Origin of the sequence: Streptomyces lycii, from assembly GCF_009735685.1 — a bacterium.
GTDB lineage: Bacteria > Actinomycetota > Actinomycetes > Streptomycetales > Streptomycetaceae > Streptomyces > Streptomyces lycii.
Window position 1 is genome coordinate 23,027 of the sequence record NZ_WHPN01000076.1, and the last position, 16,769, is coordinate 39,795.

Here is a 16,769-nt window from a genome sequence, read left to right on the forward strand (position 1 = left end):
GACCCGGAGCGTGCCGCAGTCGTGACGTTCCGTGCCCAAGCATCGTCCGGCGCATCTACCCTCGAAAGGTGATGAAGCCTTATCTCCCAGGCTGTAAGGAACGGAAGTGACGTCTTGGCCAAGGAAATCGACCCGGGATCGTCCATGGCCGGGCTGTTCGGCTCACGCGTCCGCAGACTCCGCACGGCCGCCGGGCTGACCCAGGCCGAACTGGGCGCGAAGGTCCACGTCGTGAGCACCCGCATCACCCAGATCGAGCGAGCGTCCGGCGCGAAACCGACCCTGGAGCTGGCCCGCGCCCTGGACAGCGCGCTCGGCGCGGACGACCTGCTGGCCGATCTGTGGCCGTACGTGTACCGGGAGGCGTTCCCGGACTGGTCGCGGGCGTTCATGGCGCACTCGGCCAGGGCCGTGGCCATCGGCCAGTATGCGGCGCACGTGGTCCCGGGCCTGTTGCAGACCGAGGACTATGCGCGGGCCGTGTTGAGCCTCGACCGGTCGGTCGGCGGCAGGGAGCAACTGGAGGACCGCGTCACCGCACGCCTCGCACGGCAGGAACGGCTTTCGGCGCCCGGACGCCCGGAGTTGTGGGTCGTGCTGGACGAAGCCGTGCTACGGCGTCCCGTGGGCGGCGCCTCCGTCATGCGGGACCAGTTGGCGCGACTGCTGGACGCCTCCGCCGAGCCCCACATCACCGTTCAGGTCATGCCGTTCGACCAGGGCGGCCACGAGGCGATGGGCGGTTCGCTGACGATCCTGACGTTGCCGGACGGCACTCAAGTCGCCTACACCGAGGGCGCCGACCACGGCCAACTGACGGAAGAACCAGCATCGGTGAGCCACTACTCCGTGACCTACGATCGGCTGCGGGCAGTGGCCCTGCCCCCGCTCATGTCGCTCGACATGATCCGATCCGTGATGGAGGGCAACCACCGTGACGCGACCGTCCAGCTTCGAACTGACCGGCGCCGACTGGCGCAAGAGCAGCTACAGCAACCAGGCCGGGGGAGACTGCGTGGAGGTCGCCCCCGGATTCCCCGGCGTCGTGCCCGTCCGTGACAGCAAGGCCCCGCAGGGCCCCGCGCTGCTCGTCACCCCCGCCGCCTGGGCGGCGTTCATAGCCGGCGTGAAGTCCGGCCCCACGGTCTGAACGAGCCCGCTCGCCGCGCCCGTCCGCCTACCCCCTCGGCTTCTCCCAGGTCACCGACCAGCGCCACAGCAGATGCCGCCGGTAGCGGCATCCCGGCAGCAGGCGGCGGGTCTCGCGGCGGACCTCGCCGTACGTCATCCCCGGGTCCCGTACGGGGATGGCGGGCGGCTCCCGCAGCGGGCCGTGCCTTCGCTCGCACACCCGGTGCGCGACGGCACCGGCGGCGTCGACCGCCAGGTCCCACGGGGTGCCGTTGCGGGCGACGCCGATCAGGACCAGGCGGCCGCCCGGGGCGAGCAGCCGTGCCATGCGGCCGACGGCCCGGGTGAAATCCATGTGGTGGACGGACGCGACCGAGCAGACGAAGTCGTAGCACCCGTCGCCGAGAGGGTCGTCCGGGCCCGGGGAGAGACGGTCGTCGGGAGAGGCCGGGCAGTCCGGGGAGTCCGGGAAGCCCGCCTCCAGGAAGGAGAGGCCGGGGGCGTCGGCCGTGCGCTCGCGGGCCAGCCGGATCATGGCGGCCGAGCTGTCGACGCCCAGCACCCGGTCCGCCCGGTCGGCCAGCTTGCGGGCCAGCAGGCCGTCACCGCACCCGATGTCGAGCGCTTCCCGGCAGCCGCCGGGGACCGCGTCGAGGACGAGCGGGTGGTAGTGGGTGTTGTGGTTCCAGTAGTCCTCCGGCACCGGGGCACCCTATCGAGTGGGCTCGCACCGGCTCCCCGCCTGCGGCTGCGCTGCCCTTGTCCGTCAGAGCCTTCCAGCCGGCTCAGTGACGGTGCCCTCCGAACCCGGGGCCCTCTCCGGACCGGCAGGGCTGGAGCTGGTCGTCCGCCCGCTGGACCACCGCCTGGCCGCCGACTTCTGGGAGATCGACGACCCACGCCTGGCCATGCAGGTCAACTCGGTCGTCGGCGGCACACCGGCTTACCGCCGGGAGTTCGCCCGAGGCGACTCCCCGGCCGGCCCGGAGGACTTCGACGACTGGATCGTCCGCACCGTCCTCAATCCCGAGACACCACTCTTCCGTGAAGCCCGCTATCTCCTGGCGGAGGAGCCCGAGCTGCGCGACACGGGTCTGTATCTGTCCGTTCTGGGAGCTGTGGCCGAGGGAAACGGCACCCGCGGAGGCATGGCCGGATATCTGGAGCGCAAGGCAACCGACATCGCGCATCCGATCAATGTCCTGGAGGACGCCGGGCTGCTGCACCGGGACGCCGATGTGTTCCGGGAGAACCGGCCGACGTACCGCATCGCCGAACCCCTGGTCGGCTTCTACCACGCCGTCATGCGGCCCGTATGGGACCAGCTGGAACGTCCGGGCAGCGCCGGACGCGTCTGGCAGGCCAGCCGCCGCCGGTTCGTCAGCAACGTCCTCGGACCGCACTTCGAACAGGTCTGCCGGGACTGGGCGCTCCACCATGCCGATCCCGGCCTGTTGGGGGGTCTGCCCGCACGGGTGGGGCACGGCGTCGTCCACGACACCGCCGCGCGCACCGGCCACGAGGTCGACGTCGCCGTGATCGGCATCGCCGACGGCGGCAAGCCGCCCCTGCTCGCCATCGGCGAAGCGAAGTGGAACGACACCATGGGCCAGACCCATGTCGAACGCCTCCGGCACATCCGCGACCTCCTGGCCCGGAGCGGCCGCTACGACACCAGCGACACCCGCCTGCTCTGCTTCAGCGGAGCGGGCTTCAACGCCAAGGCGGAGGCCGCCGCCCTGGCGTCGCCCGATCTTCAACTGGTGTCGCTGGACGCGCTGTACGGCCGGTCCCCCGTCAGATAGCGCTGGAGCGTCGGGCCCAGCCAGGCGATGACCTCCTCGCGGGGCATGCCCGCCGCGGGCGGGAAGCGGAGCACGTAGCGGGCCAGCGCCATGCCGAGGACCTGCGACGCCACGAGGGCCGCGCGGGCGGGGGCCTCGGCGGGGTCCGGGCACACGGCGGCCACGACGGGGCCCAACTGGTCGCGGAAGATGCCCTGCATCCGGGCCGTGCCCGCCGAGTTGGTGACGCCCACGCGCAGGGTCGCCGTCATCACGTCGTCCTGCTCCCAGCGGTCCAGGAAGTGCCGGGCCAGCCGGCGGCCGACCTCGTCGCGCGGCACGGCGGCGAGGTCGGGCAGCCGCAGGTCGGCCTCCGTGGCGGCGGCGAACAGGCCCTCCTTGTTGCCGTAGTAGCGCATGACCATCGACGGGTCGATGTCCGCGTCACGGGCGATCGCGCGGATCGTCGCGCGGTCGTAGCCGTCGGCGGCGAACCGCTCGCGGGCCGCGGTGAGGATGGCGGCCCGGGTGGCGTCGGAGCGGCGGGGGGCCGGGTCGGCGGCCTGGTCACGGTGCATGCCAACGAGTGTAGGCCAACAGTTGTTGACAGGCCATGGGCCGGGCTCGTACCGTTGCCAACAAGCGTTGACCAACAACTGTTGGCACTTGGAGGCGGCCATGACCGCGAACCACCCCGCACCCACCACCACCGAGTCCGACGCCCTCGTCGTCGGCGCCGGACCGACCGGACTGCTGCTGGCGGGCGACCTCGCAGCCGCCGGGCTGTCCGTAACCGTGCTGGAGCGACGGCCGGCGGGGATCAGCAACCTCACCCGCGCCTTCGGCGTGCACGCGCGGACGCTCGAACAGCTCGACGCGCGGGGGCTGGCCGACGAACTGCTGAAGACCGGCCGCCGGGTGTCGAGGCTGGGTCTCTTCGGCTCGCTCTCCCTGGACCTCGACGACCTGCCGAGCCGCTTTCCCTTCCTGCTCGTCACGCCGCAGTACGAGGTGGAACGGCTGCTGGAGCGGCGGGCCGCCGAGCACGGCGTGCGCTTCGTGTACGGCGCCGAGGTCACGGATGTGCGGCAGGACGCGGCCGGGACGGAGGTGACGGTCCGGGCCACCGGCGACGGCTCCGGGGCGGCGCCCGGGGCCGGGGCCGAGTCCGGGACCGGCGACGGCTCCGGGGCGGCGTCCGGGGCCGGGGCCGGGGCCGAGTCCGGTGACGGTACCGGCGGCACCTTCGTCCACCGCGCCCCGTACACCGTCGGCACCGACGGTCACCGCAGCGCCGTCCGCCGCGCCCTCGGCCTGCCGTTCCCCGGCAAGGCCGTCATCCGCTCCATGGTGCTGGCGGACGTACGCCTCGACCGGCCCCCGGGCAACGGGGTCACCCTCAACGGTGTCGGCGACGCCTTCGCCTTCGTCGCCTCGTACGGCGACGGCTGGTACCGGGTCGGCGGCTGGAGCAGACGACGCCAGGTGCCCGACGACACCCCGGTCGAACTCGGCGAGCTGCGCGAGAACGTGCGCCGGGCCCTCGGTGACGACTTCGGGCTGCACGACGCGCGCTGGCTCTCCCGGTTCCACAGCGACGAGCGGCAGGTGCCCGCCTACCGCGTCGGGCGGGTGCTGCTGGCGGGCGACGCCGCGCACGTCCACTCCCCCGCCGGCGGCCAGGGCATGAACACCGGCCTCCAGGACGCGGCCAACCTCGGCTGGAAGCTGGCCGCGGTGCTGCGCGGCGAGGCGCCCGGGCGGCTGCTGGACACGTACCACTCCGAACGGCATCCGGTCGGCCGCACCGTACTGCGCAGCAGCGGGACGATTCTGCGGCTGGCGATGGCCGACAACCCGGCGGAGCTGGGGATCCGCCGGGCGGGCACCTTCCTGCTGGACCGGATTCCGGCCCTCCGCCGGAAGGCGGTCGGGAACGTCACGGGCATCGGCATCGCGTACCGCCCGGCGCGCGGGGAGCGCCCGCCCGCCGGGCGGCGCGCACCGGATCTCGCGGTCACGTCGCCGGACGGGGCGGACTTCGGGCGGCTGTACGAGGCGCTGCGGGCGGGGCGGCACGTCCTGGTGGGCCCCGCCGGGACCGGCCCCGGGTTCTTCGGCACCGGCGCGGCCGGACCCGCGGGCGACGGCGCAGGCCCCGGGCGGGTCGTGCGGGCCCGGTGGACGGACCCGGGCCGCCGCACGGTGCTGCTGGTGCGGCCCGACGGCTACATCGCCCGGGCGGCGGAGGCGTGACCACACCACACGCGAGACGAGCCGCCGGAACCGCCCGGCAGCACCGGCCGCCGCACCGGGTCGACCGGCCGCGGCACCGGGTCACGGCATGCTGTTCGACCGTGCCCCGGAGTCCGGCTCAGCGGCGCCACCGGTCGCGGGCCGCGGCACGGCCCCGGCCCCCGGGGTGCCCGAGGACCCCGTGCCGAGCAGCCGGCGCGCCAGCGGCTCGGCGTAGCGGGCCGTCAGCGGGCCGACGATGACCAGCAGCAGGACGTACGCCGTCGCCAGCGGGCCGAGTTCCGGCTCGATACCGGCCGAGACCGCCAGTCCGGCGATGACGATGGAGAACTCGCCGCGCGCCACGAGCGTGCCGCCCGCCCGCCAGCGCCCCCGCTCGCCGATGCCGGCGCGCTTCGCGGCCCAGTAGCCGGTCGCGATCTTCGTCAGGGTGGTGGCGACGGCCAGGATCAGCGCGGGGGCGAGCACCGGCGGGATGCTCGTCGGGTCGGTGTGCAGGCCGAAGAAGACGAAGAAGACGGCCGCGAAGAGGTCCCGCAGCGGCATGAGCACGTTGTGCGCGCCCTCCGCCGCCTCGCCCGACAGCGCGATGCCGACCAGGAACGCGCCGACCGCCGCCGACACCTGGAGCTGCTGCGCGATGCCCGCGACCAGCAGCGTCAGCCCGAGGACGACCAGAAGCAGCTTCTCCGGGTCGTCGCTGGAGACGAAACGGGAGATGACACGCCCGTAGCGGACGGCGACGAAGAGCACGAGCCCCGCCACGCTCAGGGCGATGCCCAGCGTCACGCTGCCCGCGGCGAGGCTCACGCCCGCGAGCAGTGCCGTGATGATGGGCAGGTAGACCGCCATCGCCAGGTCCTCCAGGACGAGGACGCTGAGGATGACCGGGGTCTCCCGGTTGCCGACCCGCCCCAGGTCGTTGAGGACCTTGGCGATGACGCCCGACGAGGAGATCCAGGTGACACCGGCGAGGACGACCGCCGCCACCGGCCCCCAGCCCAGCAGCAGGGCCGCCGCCGCGCCGGGCAGGGCGTTCAGACAGAAGTCGACCAGACCGGCCGGATACTGCTTCTTGAGATTGCTGACCAGGTCGGAGGCCGTGTACTCCAGGCCCAGCATCAACAGCAGCAGGACGACGCCGATCTCGGACCCGAGCGCGACGAACTCCTCGCTGGCGCCGAGCGGAAGCAGCCCGCCCTGCCCGAACGCGAGTCCGGCCAGCAGATAGAGCGGGATCGGCGAGAAGCCGTAGCGGCCGGCGAATCTGCCGAGCAGGCCGAGGCCCAGGACGATGCCGCCGAGTTCGATGAGGAAGAGAGCTCCGTGCATGCGATCAGTCCCGTTCGAGGATGGCCGCGGCCGCGTCCACGCCTTCGCGGGTGCCGATGACGATGAGGGTGTCACCTCCGGCCAGCCGGAAGTCGGGCGCGGGTGAGGGGATGGCCTCGGCGCGGCGGAGCACGGCCACGACGGAGGCGCCCGTCTCGGTCCGCAGGCGCGCGTCGCCGAGGACGCGACCGTTCCAGTACGACGTGGCGCTGAGCGGCAGGCGTTCGGCGACCAGGCCGAGGTCCGTGGTGTGCAGCAGGCTGGGGCTGTGGTCGTTCGGCTCCAGGGTGTCCGCGAGGACAGCCGCCTCCGGCCCGCTGAGGTGCAGCGACAGCGAGCACGCGTCCGGGTCGTCCGCGCGGTAGGCGCTCAGCGTGCGGGTCCCGTCGCGGTGGGCCACCACCGAGAGGTGACGGTGATCACGCAGGGTCAGGTCGTATTGGACACCAATGCCCGGCAGTGGTGTCGTGCTCATGCGTGGAGCCGGCACGGAAGCCCCCTCGGATGGCGGTTGTTGCACCGTTTTGTCGGTTTCGCCCGTGGCGGCGTCGCCACGGGCCATCCCCCGAACTTTGCCATAACTTGATGCGCGGCCTCCCGGCCGTACGCTGAGCACCATGTCCGTGACCCGCTCCGTGGCCCTCTTCGCGGTCGCCGCCCTGTTCGAAATCGGTGGCGCCTGGCTGGTCTGGCAGGGCGTCCGCGAGCACCGGGGATGGCTGTGGATCGGCGCCGGCGTCCTCGCGCTCGGCGCCTACGGCTTCGCCGCCACCTTCCAGCCGGACGCCAACTTCGGCCGCATCCTCGCCGCGTACGGGGGCGTCTTCGTCGCCGGGTCGCTGGCCTGGGGCATGGTCGCCGACGGCTTCCGGCCCGACCGGTACGACGTGACGGGCGCGCTGATCTGCCTGGCCGGCATGGCCGTGATCATGTACGCCCCGCGCGGCTGACGCCTCCTCGCCCCCGGGCCCCGGCCCCGGAGCCCCGCACGGCGGGCGCGGGAGACACCCCCGCGCAGCCCCGCCAAGGCCCCGCGCAGGCCACGCGGGGGTCCCGCCGAGGCCCCTCGGGCGGAGCACCCACGAGCGGTCCCGCGGGACAAACGCAGACCGGCCACCGGGCGCAACGCCGCCGGGCCGCCCGCATATCCTGCGGACAGCAGCGATCACCCACCCCGCCGCGGCCCAGCAGGAGGACCAGCCATGAGCACCCGCACCGCAGTCGTCACCGGCGCCAGCAGCGGCATCGGCGCCGCGACCGCCCGCCGGCTCGCCGAGGCGGGCTACCGGGTGCTGCTCACCGCCCGCCGCGAGGACCGTATCGAGGCGCTCGCCGCCGAACTGACCGCCGCCGGGCACGAGGCGCTCGCATACCCCCTGGACGTCACCGACCGCGAGGCCGTCGACGCCTTCGCCGCGTCCCTCGACCCCCACAGCCCGGTGCACGTCCTGGTCAACAACGCGGGTGGCGCGCTCGGCACCGACCCGGTGGCCACCGGCGACCCGGCCGACTGGCGCGCGATGTACGAGGTGAACGTCCTCGGCGTGCTGCACGTCACCCAGGCCCTGCTCCCCGCGCTCACCGCCTCCGGCGACGGAACGGTCGTCGTGCTGTCCTCCACCGCGGGCCTCGGCACCTACGAGGGCGGCGGCGGGTACGTCGCCGCGAAGCACGGCGCGCACGCGATCGCCACGACGCTGCGGCTGGAACTGTGCGGCGACCCGGTGCGGGTGATCGAGGTCGCGCCGGGGATGGTCAGGACCGAGGAGTTCTCGCTGACCCGCTTCCGGGGCGACGAGGAGAAGGCCGCGGCGGTCTACGCGGGCGTCGCCGAACCGCTCACCGCCGAGGACGTGGCCGACACCGTGGCCTGGGCGGTCACCCGCCCGCCGCACGTCAACATCGACCTCCTCGTGGTCCGCCCCCGCGCCCAGGCGGCCAACCACAAGGTGCACCGGGAGCCGGGCGCCTGAGCCGGCGGGGCCCGGCGGAACGACGACGGGGCGGGGTGGGCCCCGCCCCGTCACGTGTCCGGCCGTGCCGTCAGCCCTTCACGCAGACGACCTGCCGCAGCTTGGCCACCACCTCGACCAGGTCCCGCTGCTGGTCGATGACCTGCTCGATCGGCTTGTACGCGGCGGGGATCTCGTCCACGACCCCGGAGTCCTTGCGGCACTCCACGCCCCGCGTCTGCTCCTCCAGGTCCCGCGCCGAGAAACGCCGCTTGGCCGCGTTCCGGCTCATCCGGCGCCCGGCGCCGTGCGAGGCGGAGTTGAAGGACGCCGCGTTGCCCAGCCCGCGCACGATGTACGAGCCGGTGCCCATCGAGCCCGGGATGATGCCGTGGTCGCCGCTGCCCGCGCGGATCGCGCCCTTGCGGGTGACCAGCAGGTCCGTACCGCCGTAGGACTCCTCGGCGACGTAGTTGTGGTGGCAGGAGATGACCGGCTCGAAGACGGGCCGGGCCTTCTTGAACTCCTTGCGGACCACGTCCTGGAGGAGCCCCATCATGACGGCGCGGTTGAGCTTGGCGTACTCCTGCGCCCAGAAGAGGTCGTTCCGGTACGCCGCCATCTGCGGGGTGTCCGCGGTGAAGACGGCCAGGTCGCGGTCCGGCAGGTCCTGGTTGTGCGGCAGCTTCCGCGCGATGCCGATGTGGTGCTCGGCCAGTTCCTTGCCGATGTTCCGGGAGCCGGAGTGCAGCATGAGCCAGACCGAGCCCGACTCGTCCAGACAGACCTCGATGAAGTGGTTCCCGGATCCGAGCGTTCCCATCTGCTTTACGGCCCGATCCTGACGGAATCTGACCGCTTCTGCCACGCCTCCGAAGCGTGCCCAGAAGTCGTCCCAGCCCGCCACCGGGAAGCCGTGCAGCCGCCCCGGGTCCACCGGCTCGTCGTGCATCCCGCGGCCCACCGGGATCGCCTGCTCGATCCGCGTACGCAGCCGGGACAGGTCGCCGGGGAGATCGTTGGCCGTCAGCGACGTCTTCACCGCGGACATCCCGCAGCCGATGTCGACGCCGACGGCGGCCGGGCACACGGCGCCCCGCATCGCGATCACGGAGCCCACCGTCGCACCCTTGCCGTAGTGCACGTCCGGCATCACGGCCAGACCCTCGGTCCACGGCAGCGTGGTGACGTTGCGCAGCTGCTGGAGCGCGCCCTCCTCGACGGTCGCCGGATCCGTCCACATCCGGATCGGCACCCTGGCTCCGGGCAGCTCGGTGTAGGCCATGACTCCTCGTTCCCCCGTTGATGTCGCGCCGGGGTTCCGCGTGCCTGTGCCGGGTCCCCCGCACGCCCGCCGCCATGCGCCCGTGAAAAGCCGGATGTACCGCCGTAAAACCGGCAGCGACCCGGCGGGCCGGACGGTGTGTGCTGTAGACATTGTGTCCATCGGCCGCCGACGGGCGGCAACCACTTTTCACCCGAAGGGAGCCGGTCAACGTGCAGCGAAGGGCGTACGGACCCGTGGCCGTCCTGGCCGCCGCGCTGCTGTCGGGAGTGGCCGGCTGCACCGGCTCCTCCGGCGGCGACGAGGCCGAGGACTCCAAGCCGGGCGGGCCGTCCAGCAGCGCCCCGGCCGCCGAGCCCGGCAAGTACCGTTCGCTCCCCGAGGCCTGCGGTTCCGTGGGCCGCGGCACCCTGCGCGACCTGCTGCCCGGCCTGGTCGAGGAGGGCCAGGAGGAGAGCGAGCGGGAGAAGGCGTACGACGGCGAGGCCGCCCTGACGTACGACACGGACCGCCGCGCGGGCTGCCGCTGGACCGCCGAGTCCGCCGCCGGCACCCGTCACCTCGACATCGACTTCGAGCGGGTCGTCTCCTACGACGCGGACCTCAGCGACGAGGACCGCGCGCAGAAGCTGTACGACGCCAAGGCCGAGGAGGCGGACATCCCCGCCCCGGACGCGGGCGACGGGACCGGGCAGCCCGGCGGCGGGGACGGGGAGGGGCCCGGCTCCGGCGAGCCGTCCGCGTCCGCCTCCGAGGAGGAGGCCGAGGGCGCCGACGAGGCGGAGAGCACCGGTCCCGGCGACGGCGCGGAGTCCGGCACGGCCGACGAACCGGGCAGGGGCGACAGCGGCAGCGGCAGCGGCAGCGGCAGCGACAAGCAGAACGAGGGCGAGAAGGACGAAAAGGGCGGGAAGGGCGGGAAGGGTGAGAAGGACGACGCGGACAAGGAGTCCCCGTCCGCGGACGCCTCCGCCGACCCCGACATCGCGCCCCGCCCGCTCGACGAACTGGGTGATGTCGCTTACATCGACGACCGTCTCGTCACCGCCGATTCCGGCCTGCACCGCGACATCGCGCTCGTCTTCCGCACCTCCAACGTCATCGTCACCATCCGCTACGACCAGTGGTCCACGGACCGTTCGGCCATCCCGGACAGCGAGGAGCTGCAACGCAACGCGCAGCGGCTGGCCCGCGAACTGAGCGAGCGCTTCGACGACTGAGACGCCCGTGTGACCCGCGGGAACCCTTTACCGTGGGTCGGCGTACGGGTGGCACCGCCGCCCCTGGACGACAGATGAGCGAAGGAACCATGCACCGATCAGCCATGCGACTTCTGGCAAGCGCAGCCGTCATACCGGTGATGTTCGTCGCCGGCTGCTCCTCGGACTCCGGCGACAAGGCCGACGACTCGGCGTCGCCGTCGAAGAACTCCTCGTCGGCCGCCCCGGCGCCCGCGAAGTACACCAAGCTGCCGAAGCCGTGCGACGCCGTCGCCGAGAAGACGATCGAGGACCTGGTCCCGGAGGCGGACGACAAGTCCGGCTCGGCCGGCAAGTCGAGCGACATCAACGCCCGCGGCACCTGCACCTGGCACGGCCTGGACGGCTTCCAGTTCCGCTGGCTCGACGTCTCCCTCCAGCGCTTCGAGTCGGACCCGACGCTCGGCAGCGCCGACAAGCGGGCCGGGGAGTACTTCGCCAAGCAGGTCGAGGAGGCGAAGGGCACCAAGGACGCCAAGAAGGTCGAGACCGGGACACCGTCCGGCCTCGGCGACCAGGCCGCGTCGGTCCGCTACGACATCACCAAGGACGGTGACGGCTACAAGAACCAGACCGTCGTCGCCCGCACCGAGAACGTCGTCGTCACCGTGAACTACAACGGCGCCGGCTACGAGGACGCGAAGGCCCCCAAGTCCTCCGACCTCCTCAAGGACGCCGAGAAGGCCGCCGGGGAAATGGTGAAGGCGGTCGCGGCCGCGAACAAGTAGCGGCCCCCGCCCCGCACCCCGCACAGGAGCCCGCGACCCGCCGAAGGGTCCGGGCTCCTCGTCACTCGCACAGATGTGCCAGGCTGTGCCCGCCAGTTCCCACAGCCGGAAGGGGTCCGCGGGTGGCCGCGACGCAACTGACACGCACACACCGCATACTCATCGGGGTGGTCGTCGCCGGTGCGGTGCTGATCGCCGCGATCGGTTTCGCCGGGTCCTACGCCGCCGTGCGCGACCTCGCCGAGCAGAAGGGCTTCGGCGCCTTCTCGGTGTTCTTCCCCATCGGGATCGACGCGGGCATCGTCGTCCTGCTCGCCCTGGACCTGCTGCTCACCTGGATCCGCATCCCCTTCCCGCTGCTGCGGCAGACCGCCTGGCTGCTCACCGCCGCCACCATCGCGTTCAACGGCGCCGCGGCCTGGCCCGACCCGCTGGGCGTGGGCATGCACGCGGTGATCCCGGTGCTGTTCGTCGTCGCCGTCGAGGCCGCGCGGCACGCCATCGGGCGGATCGCCGACATCACCGCCGACAAGCACATGGAGGGCGTACGGCTCTCCCGCTGGCTGCTCGCCTTCCCCTCCACCTTCCGGCTCTGGCGCCGTATGAAGCTGTGGGAGCTGCGCTCCTACGACGAGGTGATCCGGCTCGAACAGGACCGCCTCGTCTACCAGGCCCGCCTCCGCGCCCGCTACGGCCGTGCCTGGCGCCGCAAGGCCCCGGTCGAGTCACTGATGCCGCTGCGGCTGGCCCGGTACGGGGTGCCGCTGGCGGAGACCGCCTCGGCCGGCCTCGCGGCGGCGGGCATCGCACCGCAGATGCTGCCCCAGCACCGTTCGGCGCCGGAACTGGAACCCGGGGCCGGCCGGACGACGCCCGACCGGGCATCGGGGCCGGCCGCGGCGGCCGAGGAGGAGCCGGACCGGCGGTTCGCCACCTCCCGGGACGTGCGGCACCGGGACGTCCAGGCCCCGGAGCACGAGCCGCTCGCGTACGCACCTGCGCGGGAGCAGCGCACCGTCCCCGACGGACAGCCGCAGGCGGCCCCGGCGCCCCAGCCCCGCGCGGCCGAGCCCACGCCTGCCGCGGAGCCGATGCCCGAACCGGTCCGGGAGCAGGCGGAGGAGCCGCACGTCGAGGTGCCGACGGGCTCGGGCGGCACGCGCCCCCTGGGCGAGGGCGTACCGAGCGCGGCGCCCTCGGACGAGGATCTCTACCAGGTGTTCCGGTATTCGATAGACGGCGAGGGCATGCCCACGCCCGGCGCCTTCGCCGCGAACGTCGAGGCCACGTACGAGCTGCGGCTGCGGGCTCGCGAGCTCAACCAGTACATGGAGCGGTTCACGACCCGTCTCAACAGCGAAATGCTGCAGGATCACATCGCGTAGGAGCCGGCGCCGGCGCTGCTCACCGCTCGCCTGCTCACCGCTCACCGCTCACTGTCGCTGCCGCTGCCGCTGCCGCTGCCGCTGCCGCGGGACGGCCGGCGAGCCGGACAGGACTGCCCGGCGGTCTGCACGTCCGGACATGGCAGGAACGCCCTCCCCGCAAGGAGAATCCGGAAGATGGCCAGGGGACCAGCAGGGAGTGACAGTGCAGGAACGCAAACGTATACCGGCGCGCCGACCGCTCACACCGTTACCTCGAACCGCTGCCGGCTCCGCGATCCCACCGACGGGTCCGGTCGCTGCCGGCGGGGTGCGCTCCCCGGCCGATCTCATGGCGCTGCAGCGGATGGCCGGCAATGCCGCGGTGACCCGCGTGGTCGAGGCCGACCGGCACAGTCACTCGGCCGGCTGCCTGCACCACCCCGGGGCCGGACAAGTGCCCGTGCAACGGACCGGGGGCGACCCGGACGCGATCACACCCGCTCCGGCCGCCGAGAAGAAGGTCGACCTGAACAGCTTCCTGGGCCGGGACGTCCCGGACTACTGGAAGACGCTGGCCTGGCAGCAGGAATCGGAGGGCGTCTTCGCTTCCTTCCTCGCCCAGGACCACCCCGTCTTCCGGGCGATCGAGGAGTACGCGCGCGCGTCGCAGAGACTCACGCCGTACACGGCGCCCGCCGGTGAGAAGACGCGGATAGGCGTCATCACCCGGGAACTCGACGACCCGGCCAAGGTGGCCGCGCTGGGGCCGCAGGGGGAAGCGAAACTGCGGCGCCGGAAGGATGAGGGCAAGAAGAACGGGCCCCCGCCCCCGCAGTCCCGTGAGATGCAGATCACCGCGATCAAAGTGGTCGCCAACCCCAAACTGTGGGAGAAGTACGCCGCGAAGCGGCAGATGTACCGTCAGTCACTGTCCGTCAAGGACGGCGAGGGCGGTTTCGAGGGGACCGGCCGGGACGGCAGCGAGAGGGTCCCCTGGTCGATCGGGCAGCGCCCCGACCTCGCGGGTACAGCGGCGGTCTCGATGGCCCCCGGCCCCGGCCCGGACCACCGCCCCGGTCCCGACGCGCTGCCCCCCGCCGGGAACGTGAAGGCTCCGGCCAGCGCGGGCGAGGCATTTTTCGTCCACGGGACCACACCGGCGGCGATAACCGGCATCCAGAGCGGCGGTTTCGACCTGAAATACGTCAGCAACAGGGCAAAGGATGGCGAGCCGGACAACTGGGGCAAGCTGGGCAAGGGTGTCTACATGGCGGACAGCACGTCGAAGGCGCAGACCTACACCCGCTGTCCCGATCCGCAGTGCACCGACTTCGACTGCACCGACCCGAACCACCCGCGCAAGGAAATGCTGATGGCCCGCGGCCTGCTGGGGCAGCCGAACAAGGCCCGCATCTACGACAAGAGCAAGCGCGCCGACGACGAGAACAAGCTCAAGGCGGGCCGGACGTCGATCTACAGCCCGGGGCTGAAGAACGATCCGCTCGCCATGGGCGCCACCGGAGGGAACGAGTTTCTCTTCAAGGACGTGTCACTGCTCTACCCGGAGATCCGGATCTACTACCAGACATAGGCCCGGGCCGGCGGCGGTGCCGGGCCCGGCTGTCCCGGCCCGGCCCGGCCGCGGGCGGAGTTCCGCCGGCCCCGCTACCCGTCCAGCAGCTCCCGGACCCGGTCCGCGCCGACCGCCAGGAGCAGCGTCGGCAGCCGCGGGCCGGTGTCGCGGCCGACCAGCAGCCGGTAGAGCAGCGCGAAGAAGCCGCGCTGCGCGACCTTCAGCTCCGGCGTGGGCTTGGCGTCCGGGTCCAGGCCCGCCTGGATCTTCGGAACGCCGTAGACCAGCGTCGTCAGCCCGTCCAGCGACCAGTGGTCGTCGAGCCCGTCCAGCAGCAGCCGCAGCGACTCCCGCTCCGAGTCGTCCAGCCCGTCCAGCAGCTCGGTGTCGGGCTCCTCGCGGACCCGGGTGCGCTGCTCGGCCGGGACGTGGGTGGTGATCCAGTTCTGGGCGCGGTCCAGCCGGGGCCGGGCCTCGTCCAGGGTGTCGATCGGGTTCGCCGGGTCGAGTTCCCGCAGGATGCGCAGGGTCTGCCGGGGGTCGCCGGTGGTGATGTCGGCGACGGAGGCGAGCGTCCGGTACGGCAGCGGCCGCGGCGTGCGCGGCAGCTCACCGGCCGCGGTGCGGGTGGCGCGGCTGTGCGCGGCGCTGTCGGCCGGCTGGGCCGTCCCGGCGTCGATCCTCCGCTCCAGGGCGTCCCACTCGTCGTAAAGCCGCTGGATCTCCTGGTCGAAGGCGATCTTGAAGGACTGGTTGGGCTTCCGCCGCGCGTACAGCCAGCGCAGCAGCGGCGCCTCCATGATCTCCAGGGCGTCGCCGGGGGTCGGCACGCCGCCCTTGGAGGAGGACATCTTGGCCATGCCGCTGATGCCGACGAAGGCGTACATCGGGCCGATGGGCTGCTCGCCGCCGAAGACCTCCTTCACCAGCTGGCCGCCGACGACGTAACTCGACCCGGGCGAGGAGTGGTCGACTCCGGAGGGCTCGAACACGACGCCCTCGTAGGCCCAGCGCATCGGCCAGTCGACCTTCCAGACCAGCTTGCCGCGGTTGTGCTCGGACAGCAGCACGGTCTCCCCGAAGCCGCACCGGCAGGTGTACGCCAGCTCCGTCGACTCGTCGTCGTAGGCGGTGACCGTGGTCAGGTCGCGGTCGCAGTTGGAGCAGTACGGCTTGTACGGGAAGTACCCGGCGCCGCCCGCGCCCGCCGAGCCGTCGTCCTCGCTCGCCGCTCCGGAGCCCTCGGCGGCGGCCTCGGCGGCGGCGGCCTCGGCCTCGTCGAGCTTGGCCTTCTTCTGCTGGAGCTTCTTGGACTCCTGCGCCTGCTGCGTGACACGGCCCTGGGTCGCGGCCTTGTCCTTGGTGCGGTAGCGGTCGAGGACGGCGTCGATCCGCTCCCGCTCGCGCATCGCGAAGAGAATCTGGTCGCGGTACGCGCCGGAGGTGTACTGGAGGGTCTGGCTGATGCCGCGGACCTCGATGCCCAGTTCCTCCAGGGCCGCGGCCATGGGCGCCTTGAAGTGCTCGGCCCAGTTCGCGTACTCGCTGCCCGGCGGGGCCGGGACACTGGTCAGCGGCTTGCCGATGTGCTCCGACCAGGACGGGTCGATGCCGGCCGGGACCTTGCGGAAGCGGTCGTAGTCGTCCCAGGACAGGATGTGCACGCAGTCGTACCCGCGCCGCTTGATCTCGTCGGCGACCAGATGCGGGGTCATGACCTCGCGGAGGTTGCCGAGGTGGATCGGACCGGAGGGGCTGAGGCCCGAGGCGCAGACGATGGGTTTGCCCGGGGCTCGGCGCTCCGCCTCGGCGATGACCTCGTCCGCGAAACGGGAGACCCAGTCGGTCTCGGTGCTCTGAGCCACGATCGGCACTTCCTCTTCTCTTCCCGCGTCTCGTCCAGCGTCTCTTCCCGGCTGTTCCCGGCCGTTCCCGGCCGTTCCGCCGGGCCCGGAAGACCGCCGGAACAGGTGCTCCGGGCGTGCCCGGAGATCCGGCCGTGCCATTGTCCCAGACCCCGGGGGCGCCGCGGCGCCATGGGATACTGGGGGCAAACCGTTCGCCGCCGCCGACGGCGGATCCCTAGACTCTGTGCGACACAG

16 protein-coding genes are annotated in these 16,769 nt (G+C 72.6%); 10 read left to right on the forward strand and 6 right to left on the reverse strand.

The genetic code is table 11. From position 1 onward, the window contains the following. Positions 1 to 144 precede the first annotated feature (144 nt). Both GCU69_RS03760 and GCU69_RS32500 read left to right on the forward strand, forming a co-directional pair. Positions 145 to 1,059: a helix-turn-helix domain-containing protein gene (locus GCU69_RS03760; protein ID WP_098753311.1), complete on the forward strand. Its 915-nt coding sequence runs from the start codon at positions 145 to 147 to the stop codon at positions 1,057 to 1,059. Continuing rightward, complete coding sequence (locus GCU69_RS32500; RefSeq protein ID WP_235978197.1) at positions 1,016 to 1,150, forward strand: DUF397 domain-containing protein; 135 nt, start codon at positions 1,016 to 1,018, stop codon at positions 1,148 to 1,150. Before GCU69_RS03760 ends, GCU69_RS32500 begins: the two co-directional genes overlap by 44 nt. A gap of 27 nt (positions 1,151 to 1,177) precedes the next feature. Here GCU69_RS32500 and GCU69_RS03770 read toward each other — a convergent pair whose 3' ends face one another. After that, positions 1,178 to 1,834, reverse strand: a complete 657-nt coding sequence (locus tag GCU69_RS03770; RefSeq protein ID WP_156205120.1) for a class I SAM-dependent methyltransferase — start codon at positions 1,832 to 1,834, stop codon at positions 1,178 to 1,180. 85 nt (positions 1,835 to 1,919) lie between these two features. On the opposite strand from GCU69_RS03770, the gene GCU69_RS03775 reads away from it, so the two are divergent. After that, complete coding sequence (locus GCU69_RS03775; protein ID WP_328629979.1) at positions 1,920 to 2,936, forward strand: AAA family ATPase; 1,017 nt, start codon at positions 1,920 to 1,922, stop codon at positions 2,934 to 2,936. Here GCU69_RS03775 and GCU69_RS03780 read toward each other — a convergent pair. Beyond that, positions 2,888 to 3,493 (reverse strand): TetR/AcrR family transcriptional regulator, encoded by a 606-nt coding sequence (locus tag GCU69_RS03780; RefSeq protein ID WP_098753308.1) that lies wholly within the window; start codon positions 3,491 to 3,493, stop codon positions 2,888 to 2,890. The genes GCU69_RS03775 and GCU69_RS03780 overlap by 49 nt on opposite strands. A gap of 100 nt (positions 3,494 to 3,593) precedes the next feature. On the opposite strand from GCU69_RS03780, the gene GCU69_RS03785 reads away from it, so the two are divergent. After that, complete coding sequence (locus tag GCU69_RS03785; RefSeq protein ID WP_156205129.1) at positions 3,594 to 5,171, forward strand: FAD-dependent monooxygenase; 1,578 nt, start codon at positions 3,594 to 3,596, stop codon at positions 5,169 to 5,171. 81 nt (positions 5,172 to 5,252) lie between these two features. On the opposite strand, the gene GCU69_RS03790 is transcribed toward GCU69_RS03785, so the two are convergent. Then, a complete protein-coding gene (locus GCU69_RS03790) occupies positions 5,253 to 6,503 on the reverse strand; it encodes a cation:proton antiporter (RefSeq protein WP_098753306.1) in 1,251 nt (416 codons plus the stop codon). A gap of 4 nt (positions 6,504 to 6,507) precedes the next feature. Next, complete coding sequence (locus GCU69_RS03795; RefSeq protein ID WP_098753305.1) at positions 6,508 to 6,993, reverse strand: cation:proton antiporter regulatory subunit; 486 nt, start codon at positions 6,991 to 6,993, stop codon at positions 6,508 to 6,510. A 127-nt stretch (positions 6,994 to 7,120) separates the two neighbouring features. On the opposite strand from GCU69_RS03795, the gene GCU69_RS03800 reads away from it, so the two are divergent. Both GCU69_RS03800 and GCU69_RS03805 read left to right on the forward strand, forming a co-directional pair. Further along, positions 7,121 to 7,453 carry a YnfA family protein gene (locus tag GCU69_RS03800; RefSeq protein WP_098753304.1) on the forward strand — a complete coding sequence of 111 codons (333 nt, stop codon included), beginning with the start codon at positions 7,121 to 7,123 and terminating at the stop codon, positions 7,451 to 7,453. 252 nt (positions 7,454 to 7,705) lie between these two features. Further along, on the forward strand, positions 7,706 to 8,476 hold the full coding sequence (locus tag GCU69_RS03805; protein ID WP_098753303.1) for an SDR family NAD(P)-dependent oxidoreductase: 771 nt from the start codon (positions 7,706 to 7,708) through the stop codon (positions 8,474 to 8,476). Between the two features lie 70 nt (positions 8,477 to 8,546). Here the strand turns inward: GCU69_RS03805 and GCU69_RS03810 are convergent, their stop codons facing one another. Then, positions 8,547 to 9,740, reverse strand: coding sequence for an RtcB family protein (locus tag GCU69_RS03810; RefSeq protein ID WP_098753302.1), 1,194 nt, complete (start codon positions 9,738 to 9,740; stop codon positions 8,547 to 8,549). 212 nt (positions 9,741 to 9,952) lie between these two features. Between GCU69_RS03810 and GCU69_RS03815 the strand changes: the two genes are divergently transcribed. The 4 genes from GCU69_RS03815 to GCU69_RS03830 all read left to right on the forward strand — a co-directional run bounded on the left by GCU69_RS03815 (position 9,953) and on the right by GCU69_RS03830 (position 14,685). Further along, positions 9,953 to 10,960 (forward strand): hypothetical protein, encoded by a 1,008-nt coding sequence (locus tag GCU69_RS03815; RefSeq protein WP_156205121.1) that lies wholly within the window; start codon positions 9,953 to 9,955, stop codon positions 10,958 to 10,960. Positions 10,961 to 11,064: 104 nt separating this feature from the next. Next, on the forward strand, positions 11,065 to 11,727 hold the full coding sequence (locus GCU69_RS03820; RefSeq protein ID WP_235978199.1) for a DUF3558 domain-containing protein: 663 nt from the start codon (positions 11,065 to 11,067) through the stop codon (positions 11,725 to 11,727). 122 nt (positions 11,728 to 11,849) lie between these two features. Next, on the forward strand, positions 11,850 to 13,112 hold the full coding sequence (locus tag GCU69_RS03825; RefSeq protein ID WP_156205122.1) for a DUF2637 domain-containing protein: 1,263 nt from the start codon (positions 11,850 to 11,852) through the stop codon (positions 13,110 to 13,112). Between the two features lie 346 nt (positions 13,113 to 13,458). Next, positions 13,459 to 14,685 (forward strand): PARP domain-containing protein, encoded by a 1,227-nt coding sequence (locus tag GCU69_RS03830; protein ID WP_156205123.1) that lies wholly within the window; start codon positions 13,459 to 13,461, stop codon positions 14,683 to 14,685. A gap of 74 nt (positions 14,686 to 14,759) precedes the next feature. Here GCU69_RS03830 and lysS read toward each other — a convergent pair whose 3' ends face one another. Further along, positions 14,760 to 16,541, reverse strand: a complete 1,782-nt coding sequence (gene lysS / locus GCU69_RS03835) for a lysine--tRNA ligase (RefSeq protein WP_218940476.1) — start codon at positions 16,539 to 16,541, stop codon at positions 14,760 to 14,762. Positions 16,542 to 16,769 lie beyond the last annotated feature (228 nt).

What these genes read in the sequence shown, in the direction of transcription:
- GCU69_RS03810 (WP_098753302.1), bottom strand. Translation starts at nt 9,740, where the DNA reads ATGGCCTACACCGAGCTGCCCGGAGCCAGGGTGCCGATCCGGATGTGG.
- GCU69_RS03760 (WP_098753311.1), top strand. Translation starts at nt 145, where the DNA reads ATGGCCGGGCTGTTCGGCTCACGCGTCCGCAGACTCCGCACGGCCGCC.
- GCU69_RS03785 (WP_156205129.1), top strand. Translation starts at nt 3,594, where the DNA reads ATGACCGCGAACCACCCCGCACCCACCACCACCGAGTCCGACGCCCTC.
- GCU69_RS03800 (WP_098753304.1), top strand. Translation starts at nt 7,121, where the DNA reads ATGTCCGTGACCCGCTCCGTGGCCCTCTTCGCGGTCGCCGCCCTGTTC.
- GCU69_RS03830 (WP_156205123.1), top strand. Translation starts at nt 13,459, where the DNA reads ATGGCCGGCAATGCCGCGGTGACCCGCGTGGTCGAGGCCGACCGGCAC.
- GCU69_RS03820 (WP_235978199.1), top strand. Translation starts at nt 11,065, where the DNA reads ATGCGACTTCTGGCAAGCGCAGCCGTCATACCGGTGATGTTCGTCGCC.
- GCU69_RS03780 (WP_098753308.1), bottom strand. Translation starts at nt 3,493, where the DNA reads ATGCACCGTGACCAGGCCGCCGACCCGGCCCCCCGCCGCTCCGACGCC.
- GCU69_RS03790 (WP_098753306.1), bottom strand. Translation starts at nt 6,503, where the DNA reads ATGCACGGAGCTCTCTTCCTCATCGAACTCGGCGGCATCGTCCTGGGC.
- GCU69_RS03805 (WP_098753303.1), top strand. Translation starts at nt 7,706, where the DNA reads ATGAGCACCCGCACCGCAGTCGTCACCGGCGCCAGCAGCGGCATCGGC.